Here is a 15,470-nt window from a genome sequence, read left to right on the forward strand (position 1 = left end):
CAAGGCTGTATTGCGGACGAAAGGAAGACCAATGGCGCGAATGCTGACGGCGGAGGATGTGGAAGCGGGACTGGTCGGCGGATTGTTCCTGTCGGCGGGCGGCAGTGGTCGCAATGCGGTCGACAAGAATCGCGGGTTGGGACGGATGGCGCTGGACTATGGCGGCGTTCGTCTGGTCGGGCTCGACGAGCTTGAACCCGGCGCGAAGATCATTACCGCGACCGCGGTCGGCGCGCCCGGCTTTGCCAAATGGGCGATCAAGCCGCGCGACGCCATCAACGCGGCGCGCCGGCTGATCGAGAAACTGGACACGCCCCCCGCCGGCGTGATCTGCGGCCATGTGCCGGGCTTCAACGCCTGGCTGGTCGCCGCCGCGCTCGGGCTCGACTATATCGATGCCGCATCGAACGGGCGTGGACATCCGACCGTGAAAATGGGCGGCATGGGGCTGGCATCGCGGCTCGATCTTTCGATCACGCAAATCGCCAGCAGCGGCAGCAAGTCCGAAAAATCGGAATTTGCCATCGTTGCGGAAGGCGACATCGTCCGCACCTCGAATGTGATGCGGCAGGCGGCGGTGATCAATGGCGGACTGATCTATGCCGCGCGCGGTCCGCTGACCGCCGGTTTCATCAGGGAAAATGGCGCCGCGGGCGCGATCACGTTCCAGCTCGATCTCGGCCGCGCCATGCTCGCGGCCGAAGGCGCGGATCGAGTGCGTGCGACGGCTGAATTCCTGGGTGGCGAAGTGCTGGTCGACGGCGAGGTCACGGCGAACAGCGTGACCTATAGCGGCGGCTTCGATCTTGGCCAGATGACCGTGCGGGGCGACAACGGCGAGGCGGTACTCGGCATCTACAACGAGTTCATGACCGCGGATTTCGCCGGCAAGCGCGTCGCCACCTTCCCCGACATGATCGGAGCACTCGACCCACAAACGGGCGAAGTGGTGTCGATCTCGGAATCCAAGCCCGGCAGCCGCGTCGCCATTATCATCGCGCACCGGTCGAAATTTCCGGTCGGCAAAGGCGCGCTCGACCCCGCAGTGTTTCCCGAGGTCGAGCAGGCGATGGGCGTCGATATGCGATCCTATCTCTAGAGCATGATCCGGAAAAGTGGAAACCGGTTTTCCGAAAGATCATGCTCAAACAAAAAGATAGAGAGGGATGACGATTCGAAGAAAAGTCATCCGGCTCTAAGGAAAGGTCGAACCGATCATGCTGCGTCTCTACGACAGCCGGTTATCCGGCAACGCCTGGAAAGTGCGCATCCTGCTGACGCAGCTCGGCATTCCCTTCGAGCGCGTCACGCTTGACCTGGCCAAGGGCGCGACCGCCGATGCGGCGTTCCGCGCCAAGAGCCGCTTTGCGCGCGTGCCCGTGCTTGAGCTCGAGGATGGCCGGACCATCGTGGAATCGGTGGCGATCATGCTGTACCTCGCGGAAGGCTCGCCGCTGTTGCCGGACGATCGCTATCTTCGCGCCGAGGTCACGAGCTGGTTGACGTTCGAGCAGGCGGACCTGTTGCGGGCTTTGGCGCTGCCGCGGTTCTACAACATGCGCGGCATCGCCGATCAGATGAAAAGCCGGATCGCCGATTTCCAGGAGGGGGCTTATGTGGCCCTGGCCAAGCTCGATCATTGGCTTGCCGCCCACACTTGGCTCGTCGACGAGCGCTACACCATCGCCGATATCGGCATGTTCGGATATGTGTCGATGGCGACGGAGGGCGGCTACGACATGGCAGGATTTCCCGCGATCGGTGCGTGGCTCGCTCGCGTGAAGGCCCAGCCTGGCTGGGTCCCCCTGGTAGAGGAGGCGTGACATGGATATTCCCGTTCGTCGCGGCAAGGAAGTCAAGGCCGGGCGCGGCAGCGTCTTGCGCTGCAAGGGATGGCGCCAGGAAGCGATCCTCCGGTTGCTGGAGAACAACCTTGAAAACGGCGAGGATCCCGAAAACCTCGTGATCTACATGTCGGTGGCGCGGGCGGCGCGCGACTGGAACAGCTTCGATCGCATCGTCGCGACCCTGGCGAGCATGCGCGAAGATCAGACCTTCGTCATGCAGTCGGGTAAGCCGGTCGGCGTCTTTCCGGGCCAGGCCACGACGCCGCTCGTTATCATGGCCAACGGCAATCTGGTGGGCGACTGGAGCGGCGAGGAAAGCCGCCGCAAGCTCGACGACATGGGCCTCACCGTCTATCCGGGAATGACGGCCGCCGCCTGGCAATATATCGGCAGCCAGGGAATTCTGCAGGGCACGTTCGAGACCTTCATGGCGATCGCGCGCCAGCATTTCGCCGGCACGCTCGCCGGCCGCCTGCTGCTCACGTCCGGCTGCGGCGGCATGAGCGGCGCGCAGCCGCTGGCGGGCAAGCTGGCCGGCGCCTCGACCCTGGTGATCGAGGTCGATCCGGCGCGGATCGAGCGCCGCATCACGAGCGGCTATTGCGATGCCAGCACGGACAATCTCGATGACGCGATCGCGCAGTGGCAGTCCGCGCGCGACGAACAGCGTCCGCTGGCGTTGGCGCTGTGCGCCAACTCAGCTGTCGTGCTGCCGGAACTGGCCCGGCGCGGCATCGTTCCCGACATCGTCACCGATCAGACCTTTCCAGATCCCTTGAAAGGCTATGTGCCGGCGGAATTGTCGCTCGAGGAAGCGCGAGCGATGCGAAGCAGTGATCCCGGGAAGCTGATGGGGCTGGCTCGAAAGTCCGTCGCCACGCATCTGCGCGCGATGCTGGGCTTCATGGACCGCGGCGCCATCGTGTTCGAATACGGCAACAGCCTGCGGGCCGAGGCCAAGGCGGCCGGCGTCGAAGACGCCTTCCGGATGCGCTCCTTTGTCGATCTCTACATCCGCCCGCTGTTCTGTCAGGGCATAGGGCCATTCCGCTGGATCGCGGTTTCCGGCGATCCGCAAGACATCTACACCATCGACGACATGATCCTGGAAACATTTTCGTCCAACCATCCGATATCCTCGTGGATCGGCAAGGCGCGCGAACATGTCAAATTCACCGGGCTTCCGGCGCGGATCGGCTGGCTCGGTTATGGCGAGCGCAGCCGTCTTGCGTTGCTGGTCAACGAGGCGGTAGCAAGCGGCAAGATCTCGGGACCGATCGCCTTTACCCGCGATCATCTCGATTCCGGTTCGGCCGCGCTTCCGCACCGGGAAACCGAAAATATGAAGGATGGCTCCGACGCCATCGCCGACTGGCCAATCCTCAACGCGCTGCTGAATTGCTCGTCCGGCGCCGACCTCGTCGCTATTCACGGCCTCGGCGGCCGCGGCGTCAGCGCCGGCGTGACCATCGTTGCCGACGGCAATCCGGCGACCGCCGAGCGGCTGACGCGGGTTCTGGATGGCGATCCCGGCATCGGCGTGTTGCGTCATGCCGACGCCGGCTACGATATTGCGATCGAGCAGGCCGAGCGTACCGGCCTGTCGGCCACCATGCCGTCGGGCTTAGGCGCCTGATGCGGAATTCGCGCTGCCAGCCGTGACCGATGCAGGCGGTTGATGCGCGATGCTGGAGTTAAGAGATGGATCGTTTCGACCTTGGCAGCCATACCAGAACGATTTCGACAGCCTCGCCGGAAGCGCAGCGCTGGTTCGATATCGGCTTGAACTGGTGCTTTGCCTTCAACAAGTCGGAGGGCGTCAAGTGCTTTCGAAGGGCGCTCGAATTCGATCCCGAATGCGTCATGGCGCATTGGGGCGTCGCCTATGGCTGCGGGCCTTTCTACAACATGACGTGGCGCGACCACAGCGAGGAGGAGGCCAATAACGCCACGCGCACCGCTTACGAACATATCCAGATCGCGCGCGCCCTGACGCATAGGGCGACGGAGCTCGAAAATTGGCTGGTGGAAACGCTGGCGTGCCGTGTCCAGAAGCCGCATTCCGTCCAGCCGGAGGAATTTGACCGTTGGGACGATGACTACGCCGCGGAGTTGCGCCGGGTTTATCATCGGCATCCGGACGATCAGGATGTGGTGGCGCTTTTTGTCGAGGCCTTGATCACCCGAACGCCACGGCGTCTGTGGAACGCCAGGACCGGACGGTCTGCGAAAAACTCAGACGTGATCGAAGCGCTCGAAGTGTGCGAGCGTGCGATCGGTCTCGCCAACCGGGAAGGCCTGAAACAGCATCCGGCGCTCCTGCATCTGCATATCCATATTCTTGAAACGTCGAACGAGCCGGAACGGGCGACGGTCTCCGCGGTTGTGCTTGCCACGATGTGTCCGGACGCGGGGCACATGAACCATATGCCAGCGCATGTCCATGTGCTGTGCGGCGATTACCAGAAAGCCAAGATCGCCAGCGTGAGAGCGATCGCGGTGAACGACAAATACCTCGCTTACGCCGGCGCCCTCACGCCCTACACGACGGCTTGCGCGCACGACCTGCTGCTGATGATGCATGCCTGCATGTTCATGGGCAGATATGGCGAATCGATCGGGGCGGCGAATAAGTTGCGTGCCATGCTTACGAAGGAAGTTTTGAGCGTCAAAGGCCGCCCGAAATTTTCCACAAGCCTCGAAGGCTATTATTCGATGAGCATGCACGTCATGGTGCGGTTCGGTCGCTGGCAGGAGATCGTCGACGCGCCGATGCCGGATGATCCGGAGCTGTATCTGGTTTCGACCGCGATGTGCCATTACGCGAAGGGCGTCGCGTACGCCGCGCTCAAGCAGTTCCATGATGCCGATCGGGAGCGTCGATTGTTTCACGACAGCCTGGGACGCATCCCGCATCAACGCAAAGTCTTCAATAACACCGCTCGCAGCATTTTAGGTGTAGGCGAGAAGATGCTGGACGGCGAGCTGGAGTACCACAAAAGCAACCATGAACTTGGTTATGCTCATCTGCGCGAAGCCGTCGATCGGGACGACAATCTGGAATATGTCGAACCGTGGGCATGGATGCATCCGCCGCGGCATGCGCTTGCGGCCCTGCTTGCTGAACAAGGCCATTACGACGAGGCGGAGCAGGTCTATCGCGACGATCTGGGCCTGAGCGGCCGGATTCTGCGGTATGCGCAGCACCCGGATAATGTCTGGGCGCTTCATGGCTTGGCGGAGTGCCTGCGTCGCCGCGGCGAGGCCGAGGAATTGGCCGTCGTGCAAGAGAAGCTTGCGGCAGCGATATCGCTGGCGGACGTGCCGATCATGTCGTCATGTATGTGCCGCATGGCGGTCGAGAGCGAAGCGCCGGAGAGCTGCTGCGCGCAACGCAACGGATGCGATTGACCGCCGGATCGATATCAGGCGGCGCGAATCTCGGCGACGAAGCGGTCTGCCTGCTGGAGCAATTGCTCGGAATTGGCGGAAACGCTTTCCGCTGAGGTCAGGACCCTGGAGGAAGCCGCCCCGGTCTGGTTGGCGGCTTCGGTGACCGAGCCGATCGTGCTCGATACGTCCTGCGTGCCTTCGGCGGCTTGGCCCACGCTGCGCGCGATCTCCTGGGTGGCGGCGCCCTGTTCCTCGACGGCGCTCGACAGCGAGGCGGTGATGTTGGTCAGCACTTCGACCCGCGAGAAGATCCCCCGGATCGCTTCGACGGCCTTGCCGGTATCGCCCTGAATCGCATCGACCTGGGACTGGATCTCCCCGGTTGCCTGCGCCGTCTGCTTGGCGAGCTGTTTGACCTCGGCGGCGACGACCGCGAAGCCCTTGCCTGCGTCTCCGGCGCGGGAGGCCTCGATGGTGGCGTTGAGCGCCAGTAGGTTGGTCTGCGCCGCGATGCTGTTGATGAGACCGACGACATCGCCGATGCGCCGCACCGATTCCGCAAGGCCCGACACGATCTTGTCGGTCCGGCGTCCGTCATCGGCAACCTCGCCCGCGACACGCGAGGCTTCGGCGGTCTGGCGCGCGATCTCGGCGATCGAGGCGGACAGCTCTTCGGCTGCGGTCGCCACGGTCTGGACGTTGGTGGAAGTCTGTTCGGCCGCCGTCGACACGGCGAGCGACTGGCGCTGGGTTTCCTCGGCGGTGACGGACATGTTCCGCGCCGTATCCTGCATCTCACCGGCGGAACTGGACATGGCGCCGATCATGCCGCGCACGCTCGCCTCGAAACGGTCGGCCAGGCCGTTCATCAGCGTGCGCCGGGCACCTTCGGCCGCCTGCCGGTCAGCCTCCTGCTGGGTGCGCAGGCGATCGGTCTCGATCATGCTTTCCTTGAACACGGCGAGGGCGTCAGCCATGGCGCCGAGTTCGTCCCGGCGGTTGCGGCCGGGAATCTCGGCGGCGGTGTCGCCGGCCGACAGGCGGCCCATCGCGGTGCGCAGCCGATCGATCGGCCGCGTCAGGCTGCGGGCGACAAAGAGCGCGATCAGGATCGCGGCGGCAAGCACGATCGCGGTGGCGACGATCAGGTACCACCGCGTGCTCGCCTCGCTGTCGACGAAGCTCGAGATATCCTTCACCAGCTCGATCACGGCGATCGGTTCGCCCGCGAAATTCTTGAGCTGCCCGAGATACATCGCCACCGGTTTGCCGGCCATCACGGTTCGTCGCAGGATGGTGGCGCCGTCGAACGCCTGCCTGGTCTCCTCGGGCGTGGCCAGGGTATTGCCTTCGATGCTGGAGCCCAGGGTTTTGAAAGTGCCGCCTTCGTTTTGAAGAACGGCGAGATCGACATGGAAGCGTCGCTTGATGCGGTCGACGAATTGCGGACCGAAGGTGATGCCGACATCGAAGGCGCCGATGATGTCCTTGCCGTCCGATGCGGCACGAAACACCGGGCTGACGCTGTAGATGCCGAGATTGCCGACGCCGGGCTCGACGCCGGCAACCGGCTGCTTGCTGGCATAGACTTGGGCGACGGTCTTGCGCCGCCCGGTGACGTCGTCGCCGAACGAGGTTGGATTGTGGGCGCGATAGAAGGTGATGCCCGGCGGGCTGGTGACCGACCATGTGCCGAAGCCACGGCCGGCCGCCAGTTTCTGCGCGGGGGCGAGCAGGGCTGCCATCGCCGGCCGGTCCTGCCGCTCCATGGCGTCCTGGAAGGGCGGCATGTTGGCCAGCACCATGGCGACGGCGGAGCCGGTGCGGTTCTCGGCTTCGAACGAGGCGATCACGCTCTGATACTGGATGCCCATCTCGCGATCGAGCGCCAGCCGGGTGATGTCGCCCTCCTTGATCACAGCCAGGAAGCCGACCAATCCGCCCGCGGCTGCGGCGATCATGGCAATCGAAATCACGAGGCGCGCGGCGATCGAACGGACTTTCAGCATCGGTCCTGTCCCATGAGCAATTTTGAGCCGGTCGGTCGATGATCCAGCGCTCGGAGCCTCCTGATCGCGGCCGATCCGCGGGGCGGGCCTCCCTTAAAGGAAGCCCGGCATTTTCTAGGAAAACGTTAAGATTCAAGGCGCAAACGCGCAAAGCTCAGCCTAAATTTAGAGCGTCTGTCTCTTCGGGCGTCCGAGAACACCTTGCATCGGCTTTGGCAGCAGACCCCTCATTCCAAAGCTGGTCGCCTCGAGCGCCGCATTGACGACCGGCGCCGTCTGGAGGAAGACCGAGGAGACGAGCGCAGGCGCAACCCTGGGAGCATTTGAGTGAAAGCTGTCTATACCGAACTGCATCGGAGTCACGATCCGCAATTCTTCCTGGTTCGCGGCGTCGTCAAGCGCACCACCGAGCAGCCTGAACGCGCGGACCGGCTGCTGGCGGGACTCAAGGCAGGAAAGCATCAGTTGGTTGAACCGACCATATTCGGGCAGGGGCCGCGCGCCAGAATCCACAGCCCCGAATATCTCAGCTTCCTGGCGGAAGCATGGGAGGCCTGGTCCAAGCTTGGAGACTCAGGTTCGGAGATGATCGCCAACATGCACCCGGTTCGCCATGCCGGGAGTTACCCCACGCACATCGTCGGCCGGCTTGGCTGGCATACCGTCGATACGGCCTGTCCGATCGGGCCCGGCACCTGGGCTGCGGCCTGCGCCGCGACCGATGTGGCGACGACGGCAGCGCAGCTTATTTTGGACGGCGAGGACGCGGCCTACGCGCTCTGTCGTCCTCCGGGTCATCACGCCTATCACGACCTCGCTGGTGGCTTCTGCTTTCTCAACAACAGCGCGATCGCGGCGGCGCATCTGCGGCTCAAACATGAGCGGGTGGCGATCCTCGACGTCGACGTTCATCACGGCAACGGCACGCAGGGCATCTTCTATCAGCGCGGCGATGTCCTGACGGTTTCGATCCATGCCGATCCGACCTCCTTCTATCCGTTCGTCTGGGGATATGCCCATGAACGCGGTGCAGGCGCGGGACTTGGCGCCAATCTCAATATCCCCTTGCCGATCGGCACCGGCGACCAGGGCTATTTGCAGGCGCTCGGCGCGGCGCAAAAGATGATCGAGGCGTTCGCGCCGGGTGCGCTGGTGGTCGCGCTTGGCCTCGATGCGTCCGAACACGATCCGCTTGCGGGTCTTGCGGTGACGACGGACGGCTTCCGGCGCATCGGCCAAACGATCGCGCGGCTGGGGTTGCCGACCGTATTCGTGCAGGAGGGTGGATATCTGTCGGATATTCTTGGGGCCAATCTGACCTCAACCCTTGCAGGGTTTGAAGAAGCGCGCTGATGCCAAGGTATGCCAAGTCACGCCAATGCATCGCTGCTTTGAGAAAAGGTGAGGGCGAGGTGCAATCAATAAAACGATCTCCACAACGATATATCTCATGATATACAACGTGACCCTATCGCTATTCTGCGCGTGGATGTCTCAAAGAGACGCTTCTATCGAAGGTTTTATGTTTGAGAACTCACAAAGAGAAAGCGATGCAGGCCACTTCGTTTCGCGGCATCAAAGGCACGTCCTCTCATGCAAAGCCGATCGAATCTGACAAACAGGAACAATGACGATGTACAATAACGTTCAGCTTTTTATCGACGGAGTCTGGCGGGACAGTCTTTCGGGGCAGACGATTGCCGTAATCAATCCTGCTACCGAGGAAAAGATCGGACACGTCGCCTCGGCGCGGAAAGAGGATCTCGATCTCGCCGTCGCGGCAGCGGCAAAGGGCTTCAAGATCTGGCGCAAGTTCTCGCCGCTGGACCGGTCAAAAATCATGCGGACGGCGGCTGACCTGCTCAGGCAGCGGATCGATCGCATTGCTCAGTTAATGACGCTTGAGCAGGGCAAGCCGCTGGCCGAAGCCCGGATCGAACTTCTTGCTTCCGCGGATGTTCTCGACTGGTGCGCGGAGGAAAGCCGCCGCACTTACGGCCGGGTTATTCCGGCGCGCAGCGCCGGCGTCTACAACCTCGTCGTCAAGGAGCCGGTTGGTCCGGTCGCAGCCTTCACGCCGTGGAATTTTCCGGTCAGCCAAGCGGTGCGCAAGCTCGCCGCGGCGCTGTCGGCAGGATGCTCTGTCATCATCAAGCCGCCGGAGGAAACGCCGGCCTCGCCCGCGGAGTTGATCCGGGCGCTGGCCGATGCCGGCTTGCCCGCCGGGGTCGTCAACCTGGTCTACGGTGTGCCGTCCGAGATTTCCGAATACCTGATCGCGCATCCCGTGATCCGGAAGATTTCCTTCACCGGCTCGACCCCGGTTGGGAAAAAGCTGGCTTCGCTTGCCGGCACGCATATGAAGCGCATTACGATGGAGCTCGGCGGTCATGCGCCGGCCATCGTCTTCGGCGACGCCGACGTCAAGGTTGCGGCCACCGTCCTCGCCGCCGGCAAGTATCGCAATGCCGGTCAGGTCTGCATCGCGCCGACACGGTTCATCGTCCATGAATCGGTATATGACCACTTCGTCGAAGAGTTCGTCGGCCGCACGACGGCTCTGAAAATGGGGAACGGTCTCCATGACGGCGTGACGATCGGCCCGCTGGCGAACGATCGCCGCCAAAATGCCCTGGGGTCTTTTCTCGACGATGCCGTGCAGCGCGGCGCCAAAATCAAGGCGGGCGGCAAGCGCCAACAGAACAAGGGATATTTCTTTGAACCAACGGTTCTGGTCGATGTGCCCAAGGATGCGCGGGCCTTGAACGAAGAGCCGTTTGGGCCGCTGGCGCTGGTCTCGTCGTTCAAAGATTTCGACGACGCCCTCAGCGAGGCGAATCGCCTGCCGTTCGGACTTGCCGCCTATGCCTACACGCGCTCGGTGAAAAACGCGACGGCGGTCGCGGCCGAGATCGAGAGCGGAATGATTTCGATCAATCACCAAGGTCTCGCCTTTCCGGAAGTGCCGTTCGGAGGTGTGAAAGACTCCGGCTACGGTTCCGAAGGTGGCATGGAAGCCGTCGAAGCCTATCTGATCGGAAAATTCGTGTCGCAGGGTAGCCCCGCAGACTAATTCGCGTAATGAAAACGCGTTAAAAAAATACGAGAGCCCGGTTCTGATTCAATCCGAACCGGGCTCTCAATCCGTCCAGTTCCAGCCCGGCGCGGCGTTGAACAGGCGGCGTGAGTAGTCGTGCCGGGGATTGGAAAAAATCTCCAGCGCCGGGCCGTGTTCGACGACGCGGCCCTGATGCATGACGGCGATACTGTCGCTGATCTGAACGGCCACCCGCAGATCATGGGTGATGAACAGGATGCTGAGCTGCATCTCGTGCTGCAATCTGGCCAATAATGCGAGCACTTGCGCTTGCACCGAAACGTCGAGCGCGGAAACGGCTTCATCGGCGATCAAAAGCTGCGGCTCCATCGAGAGCGCACGCGCAATGCATATGCGCTGACGCTGGCCGCCGGAAAATTCATGCGGATAGCGGCCGAGTGCGGATTTCTGCAGGCCGACTTTTTCCATTAACGAACCCGCGCGCTCAATCGCCTGCGGTCGCGAAACGCCCAGATTGCGCATACCCTCGATCATCGATTGGCCGACGGTCCAGCGCGGGTCGAGGGAGCGGTTCGGATCCTGAAAGATCATCTGAACCAGGCGATGTCGTTCGATATCGAGAGTTCCGGTTCTGGCATTACGATTGCTGCCCTTGATCTCGATCATGCCGCCGGTGGGATCGATCAGGCCGCAGACGCAGCGCGCGACAGTCGACTTTCCCGATCCGGATTCGCCGACAATCGCGAGGGTTTCGCCGCGCCGCATGGTGAGGCTTACATTGTCCACCGCATGAGTTGGAGCGTGACGGCGCAGGAAATGGCCCACAGAGGCGTATGATTTGGACAGCCCGTCGATCCTGAGAATTTCCGGTACATCGCAGGCGAGGGCACGGGATTGCCGATTGTGGAGGCCCGGAATGGCGGCGAGCAAGGATCGCGTGTAATCGCTGCTGGGCGACTGCAGCACCTCGCGCGCAAGGCCCTGTTCCACGATTTTTCCGTGCTGCATGACGACGACGCGGTCGGCGATGTCGGCAACCACGCCAAAGTCATGGGTAACGAACAGGACGGCGGTGTTGGAGCGCTGCTGGATCTGTTTGATCTGTTCGAGGATCTGGGCCTGGGTCGTCACGTCCAGCGCCGTCGTCGGTTCGTCGGCGATCAGAAGCGCCGGTTCGAGGGCGAGCGCCATGGCGATCATGATGCGCTGACGCTGACCGCCGGATAATTGATGAGGATAACGCCGGCTCAGCAGGTCCGGCGAGGGGATATTGACGAGGCGCATCAGCTCAAGCGTGCGCGTGCGCGTGCGGCGTTCGGCGCGGCTCATCCGGGTGTGGATGCGCAGGACTTCCTCGATCTGGCGTCCGACCTTCATGGTCGGGCTGAGCGCCGTCATCGGTTCCTGGAAGATCATCGAGAGCCGATTTCCTCGCAACTCCCTCAGTTCGGCCGGCGAGACCTTCAAGAGATCGCGCCCGGAGAACAGGATCTCTCCTCCGACGGGCTTTAAGGCCGATGCCAGCAGCCCCATGATGGCGAAGGACGTGACCGATTTTCCCGAGCCGGATTCACCGACGACGCAGACGATCTCGCGCGGATGAATCGTGAAGCTGACATCCTCGACCGCGAACGCCCGATCCGAGCCGGGCGGCAATGCGATCGAAAGATCCCTGATCTCCAGGACCGGCTTCTGCGGACATGCGGCAGCCTCGGTCATCGCATCGTCTTTTCGGTCGTCGGGTCGAACTGGTCGCGCAGACCGTCGCCCAGAAGGTTGATGGCGAGCACGGCAAAGGCCAGAACCGCTCCCGGAAACAGAATGATCCACGGCGCGATCCGGAAAAGGATGCGTCCATCGGCCATGATATTTCCCCAGGTCGGGATATCGGGAGGCAGGCCGCAGCCGAGAAAGCTAAGCGTCGCCTCGAGCAGCATCGCATTGGCCGCAACATAGGTGCCGAGTACGGCCAGCGAGGCGAGGATGCCGGGAAGCATGTGGCGCAGCACGATCGACCATGATGGCGAACCTAGCATCACCGCTGCCTCGACATAGGGCTCCTCGCGCATTGAAAGAACGGAGCTGCGGACAAGACGCGCAATGCGTGGAACGTCATGCACCGCGATGGCCAGTACGACCGTGGTGATGGACGCTCCCGCAACCGAGATGGTCGCGATCGCGATCATGATGCCTGGAATGGCCATGATGCCGTCCATAACGCGCATGATCAGCATATCGATGGACCGAAAGTAGCCGGCCGCAAGACCGAAGATCGTGCCGATGATGCAACCGAGCGCGGCGGCGGCGGCGCCGACGGCCAGCGATGCCGAGGTGCCGAATGCCACCCGGGCATAGATGTCCCGCCCCAGGCGGTCGGTGCCGAACCAGTGCTGAAGGGATGGCGGATGCAGGCGTTCGCTGGTGGTCATCGCCTGCGGATCGGCGGCGCCGAGCAAATGAGCCAGCACCATGACGATGAGGAAGAGGATCAGGACCGCCGCGCCAAGCAGCAAATTGCCGTTATTCCGCAAGCGCCGCAGCCATGCCTTCGGGGCCACGCCGGCGGCGTTGTTCTCGTTTTGCGCAACCGTAATCAATTCCGGATCCTCGGATCCAGCAGCGAGTAGATGATATCGACCGCCAGGTTGATGAAGACGTAGGTGAACGAGAACAGCATGATTACGCACTGAATGACGGGAAAGTCGCGCGCCAGGACGGATTCGATCGTCAGCCGTCCAACGCCGGGCAGATTGAAGACGGTTTCGGTCACGACCACGCCGGTGAGCACGATCCCGATACCGACGCCGATGATCGTCACAATGGGCACCGCCGCGTTGCGCAACACGAACAGGCGAAAGACGCGCAGTTCGCTGGCGCCTATCGCGCGGGCGGTGCGGATGTAGTCCTCGTTGAGAACCTCGATGGCGCCGGCGCGGGTAATGCGGGCAATCAGCACGATGAAGACGGAACTCATCGCAATGGTCGGCGCGATGAGATGCAATATCCAATCGCCGACGCCCCGGTCGAGGCTGGCATAGCCTTGGGCGGGGAGCCATTGCAGTTTGATCGAGAACAGCCATACCAGCAGATAGCCCACGACGAAGGTCGGCACCGAGAAGCCGGCAGTGCAGAACGATACGATCAGCCGGTCGATCCAGTTCTTGCGATGGCGGGCGGCAAAAAGCCCGAGCGGAACGGCAACCAGGATGGAGAACACGATGGTCGTCAGCGAAAGCGACAGCGTCGCGCCCAGCCGTTCGCTGACCATCTTCCAGACCGGCTCGTGCGTGACCAGCGAGATTCCGAAATCACCCTGAAAGACGTGCAGGATCCATGACAGGAATTGCATCATGACGGGCCGGTCGAGGCCCATCGCGTGCCGGATCTCGGCGACCTGCTGCGCTGTCGCATTTTCGCCCAGCAGGGAGGCGACCGGGTCGCCCGCCATCCTGAGGAACAGGAAGACGGCGATGGACACCAGTCCCACCACCGGAATGGCTCCCAGCAGGCGATAGAAGATGAATCTCAACATCAAAACTGTGCGGTCACGTTATTCTTTCGAAATTCCCCACATCATCATCGCGGGAGCCGACACGACGCCCTTGACGTTGTTGCGATAGGCGGCCAGCGACTTGAAAGTGCCGGTCGGAATGTAAAGCGCCTGGTCATAGGCGAGCTTTTGAATCTCGGCGGCGATCTTCTTGCGTTCATCCATGCTCGCCGTCCGCGCGAATTGATCGCGCAGTTTTTCCATCTCGGGCATGGTCGGCCAGCCCCATTGCGCCTTTTGTCCTTCACCGCCGAGCGAAACGTTGACGACGGGGTCGACGACATCCGGGCCGGTCCAGGTCGACAGTGCGATGTTCCAGCCGCCTTGGTCGGGAGGCGACTGCGCCAGCCTCCTGCGCGTGAAGGTCTGGAAATCCATCGCTTCGTCCTTCACGTTGAAGCCGACCTCGCGCAACACGCGGGTCAGCACTTCGCTCAGCGGGCCGATGGTCGCGCTGTTGGTGGCGTGGAATTGAACGATCGGGCTGCCGTCGTAACCCGACGCCTTGAGGGCTTTCTTGGCCTCGTCGAGATCGACCTTCGGCACGCCGGCGTCGGTTTCGTAGGGCGAGCCGCAGGAATAGATCGACCGGCATTCGTTGTAATATTTCGGGTTGCCGACGAGGCCCTGCAGAAACTCCTTCTGGTTCACCGCCAGCAGCACCGCGCGGCGCGCATCGGCGTTGTTGAACGGCGGATAGAGGAAATTGAAGCGGATGAAGCCGAGCTGGCCGAGCTCGTTGTAGATCATCACCTTCACGTTGGGATCGTTGTCCAGAAGGGGTGCCAGATCGTGCGGCAACTCCTGGATCATGTCGACCTCGCCATTGGTCAGCGCATTCACCGCGGTCATGGCGTCGCGGAATTCGATCCATTCCAGCCGGTCGACCTTGGCGACCTTGCCGCCGGAGGCCCAGTCGGCCGGTTCCTTGCGCGGCACATATTTGTCGAACTTCCTGAACACGAGTTTGACGCCGGATGTGCCGGCCGCCTGGTCGAATATGAAAGGTCCCGAGCCGGTGTAGTCCTTGATCGGTTCGGTGATCGGCGTTTGGGCAACCCGTTCCGGCATGATGAAGGGCACCGAGGCGCCAACCTTCCCGAGCGTCGCCAGCACAAATTCATAAGGTTGCGACAGCACCAGGCGGAAGGTCTTGTCGTCGACCACCACCCATTCCTTGGTCAGCGCCGCCAGCCGTTCTCCCATGCCGTCGCGCTGCGACCAGCGCTTGATCGAGGCGATGCAATCCGCTGAGCGCACCGGCTGGCCGTCGTGGAACAGCAATCCGTCGCGTAGCGTGAAGGTGTAAGTGAGGTGATCGTCGCTGACCGACCAGGTGTCGACCATCTGGGGCTTGACGTCGAACTTGCTGTCGACGGCAAACAATGTGTCGTAGATCAGATAGCCGAAATCACGTTCCGTGAAGCTGGTGGTGAAATGCGGGTCCAGGATACGGGGGATCGATGTTTTTGCGACCCGTAGCACGGTTTCCGCCGATGCTGTTCCCGGCAGTCCCGCGGACATCAGCAGCATGGCGAGGGCGAGAATTTTCCCGCTGTGTCGTAGCCAGTTTCGAAACGAAGATTTGGCGCTCACGGCAAGTCCTTTGTTGC

General features: G+C 62.4%; 11 protein-coding genes. 6 read left to right on the top strand and 5 right to left on the bottom strand.

Annotated elements, in window-relative coordinates:
* Positions 1–31: 31 nt before the first annotated feature.
* From HB630_RS02220 to HB630_RS02235, 4 genes are all read left to right on the top strand, one after another.
* Positions 32–1,099 (top strand): DUF917 family protein, encoded by a 1,068-nt coding sequence (locus HB630_RS02220; protein WP_213769788.1) that lies wholly within the window; start codon positions 32–34, stop codon positions 1,097–1,099.
* A 118-nt stretch (positions 1,100–1,217) separates the two neighbouring features.
* Positions 1,218–1,823 carry a glutathione S-transferase family protein gene (locus HB630_RS02225; RefSeq protein WP_213769789.1) on the top strand — a complete coding sequence of 202 codons (606 nt, stop codon included), beginning with the start codon at positions 1,218–1,220 and terminating at the stop codon, positions 1,821–1,823.
* Between the two features lies 1 nt (position 1,824).
* Entirely contained in the window at positions 1,825–3,483 is a 1,659-nt protein-coding gene (locus HB630_RS02230) for a urocanate hydratase (RefSeq protein WP_213769790.1), read from the top strand.
* Positions 3,484–3,548: 65 nt separating this feature from the next.
* Entirely contained in the window at positions 3,549–5,258 is a 1,710-nt protein-coding gene (locus HB630_RS02235) for a tetratricopeptide repeat protein (protein ID WP_213769791.1), read from the top strand.
* Between the two features lie 14 nt (positions 5,259–5,272).
* Here HB630_RS02235 and HB630_RS02240 read toward each other — a convergent pair whose 3' ends face one another.
* Complete coding sequence (locus HB630_RS02240) at positions 5,273–7,249, bottom strand: methyl-accepting chemotaxis protein (protein ID WP_213769792.1); 1,977 nt, start codon at positions 7,247–7,249, stop codon at positions 5,273–5,275.
* A 327-nt stretch (positions 7,250–7,576) separates the two neighbouring features.
* On the opposite strand from HB630_RS02240, the gene HB630_RS02245 reads away from it, so the two are divergent.
* Positions 7,577–8,602 carry a histone deacetylase family protein gene (locus HB630_RS02245; protein ID WP_213769793.1) on the top strand — a complete coding sequence of 342 codons (1,026 nt, stop codon included), beginning with the start codon at positions 7,577–7,579 and terminating at the stop codon, positions 8,600–8,602.
* Positions 8,603–8,876: 274 nt separating this feature from the next.
* Positions 8,877–10,322: an NAD-dependent succinate-semialdehyde dehydrogenase gene (locus HB630_RS02250; RefSeq protein WP_213769795.1), complete on the top strand. Its 1,446-nt coding sequence runs from the start codon at positions 8,877–8,879 to the stop codon at positions 10,320–10,322.
* A gap of 66 nt (positions 10,323–10,388) precedes the next feature.
* Here the strand turns inward: HB630_RS02250 and HB630_RS02255 are convergent, their stop codons facing one another.
* Genes HB630_RS02255 through HB630_RS02270 form a run of 4 tightly spaced genes read right to left on the bottom strand, consistent with a single transcriptional unit; the run spans position 10,389 to position 15,453 of the window.
* Positions 10,389–12,026 (bottom strand): ABC transporter ATP-binding protein, encoded by a 1,638-nt coding sequence (locus HB630_RS02255; RefSeq protein ID WP_213769796.1) that lies wholly within the window; start codon positions 12,024–12,026, stop codon positions 10,389–10,391.
* Entirely contained in the window at positions 12,023–12,904 is an 882-nt protein-coding gene (locus HB630_RS02260) for an ABC transporter permease (protein ID WP_249780600.1), read from the bottom strand. Before HB630_RS02260 ends, HB630_RS02255 begins: the two co-directional genes overlap by 4 nt.
* Positions 12,901–13,839, bottom strand: coding sequence for an ABC transporter permease (locus tag HB630_RS02265; RefSeq protein ID WP_213769798.1), 939 nt, complete (start codon positions 13,837–13,839; stop codon positions 12,901–12,903). Before HB630_RS02265 ends, HB630_RS02260 begins: the two co-directional genes overlap by 4 nt.
* An 18-nt stretch (positions 13,840–13,857) precedes the next feature.
* Positions 13,858–15,453: an ABC transporter substrate-binding protein gene (locus tag HB630_RS02270; RefSeq protein WP_213769799.1), complete on the bottom strand. Its 1,596-nt coding sequence runs from the start codon at positions 15,451–15,453 to the stop codon at positions 13,858–13,860.
* Positions 15,454–15,470 lie beyond the last annotated feature (17 nt).

Source organism: Bradyrhizobium sp. dw_78, assembly GCF_018449525.1.
Classification (GTDB): domain Bacteria; phylum Pseudomonadota; class Alphaproteobacteria; order Rhizobiales; family Xanthobacteraceae; genus Bradyrhizobium.

What these genes read in the sequence shown, in the direction of transcription:
- HB630_RS02220 (WP_213769788.1), top strand. Translation starts at nt 32, where the DNA reads ATGGCGCGAATGCTGACGGCGGAGGATGTGGAAGCGGGACTGGTCGGC.
- HB630_RS02225 (WP_213769789.1), top strand. Translation starts at nt 1,218, where the DNA reads ATGCTGCGTCTCTACGACAGCCGGTTATCCGGCAACGCCTGGAAAGTG.
- HB630_RS02230 (WP_213769790.1), top strand. Translation starts at nt 1,825, where the DNA reads ATGGATATTCCCGTTCGTCGCGGCAAGGAAGTCAAGGCCGGGCGCGGC.
- HB630_RS02235 (WP_213769791.1), top strand. Translation starts at nt 3,549, where the DNA reads ATGGATCGTTTCGACCTTGGCAGCCATACCAGAACGATTTCGACAGCC.
- HB630_RS02240 (WP_213769792.1), bottom strand. Translation starts at nt 7,249, where the DNA reads ATGCTGAAAGTCCGTTCGATCGCCGCGCGCCTCGTGATTTCGATTGCC.
- HB630_RS02250 (WP_213769795.1), top strand. Translation starts at nt 8,877, where the DNA reads ATGACGATGTACAATAACGTTCAGCTTTTTATCGACGGAGTCTGGCGG.
- HB630_RS02255 (WP_213769796.1), bottom strand. Translation starts at nt 12,026, where the DNA reads ATGACCGAGGCTGCCGCATGTCCGCAGAAGCCGGTCCTGGAGATCAGG.
- HB630_RS02265 (WP_213769798.1), bottom strand. Translation starts at nt 13,839, where the DNA reads ATGTTGAGATTCATCTTCTATCGCCTGCTGGGAGCCATTCCGGTGGTG.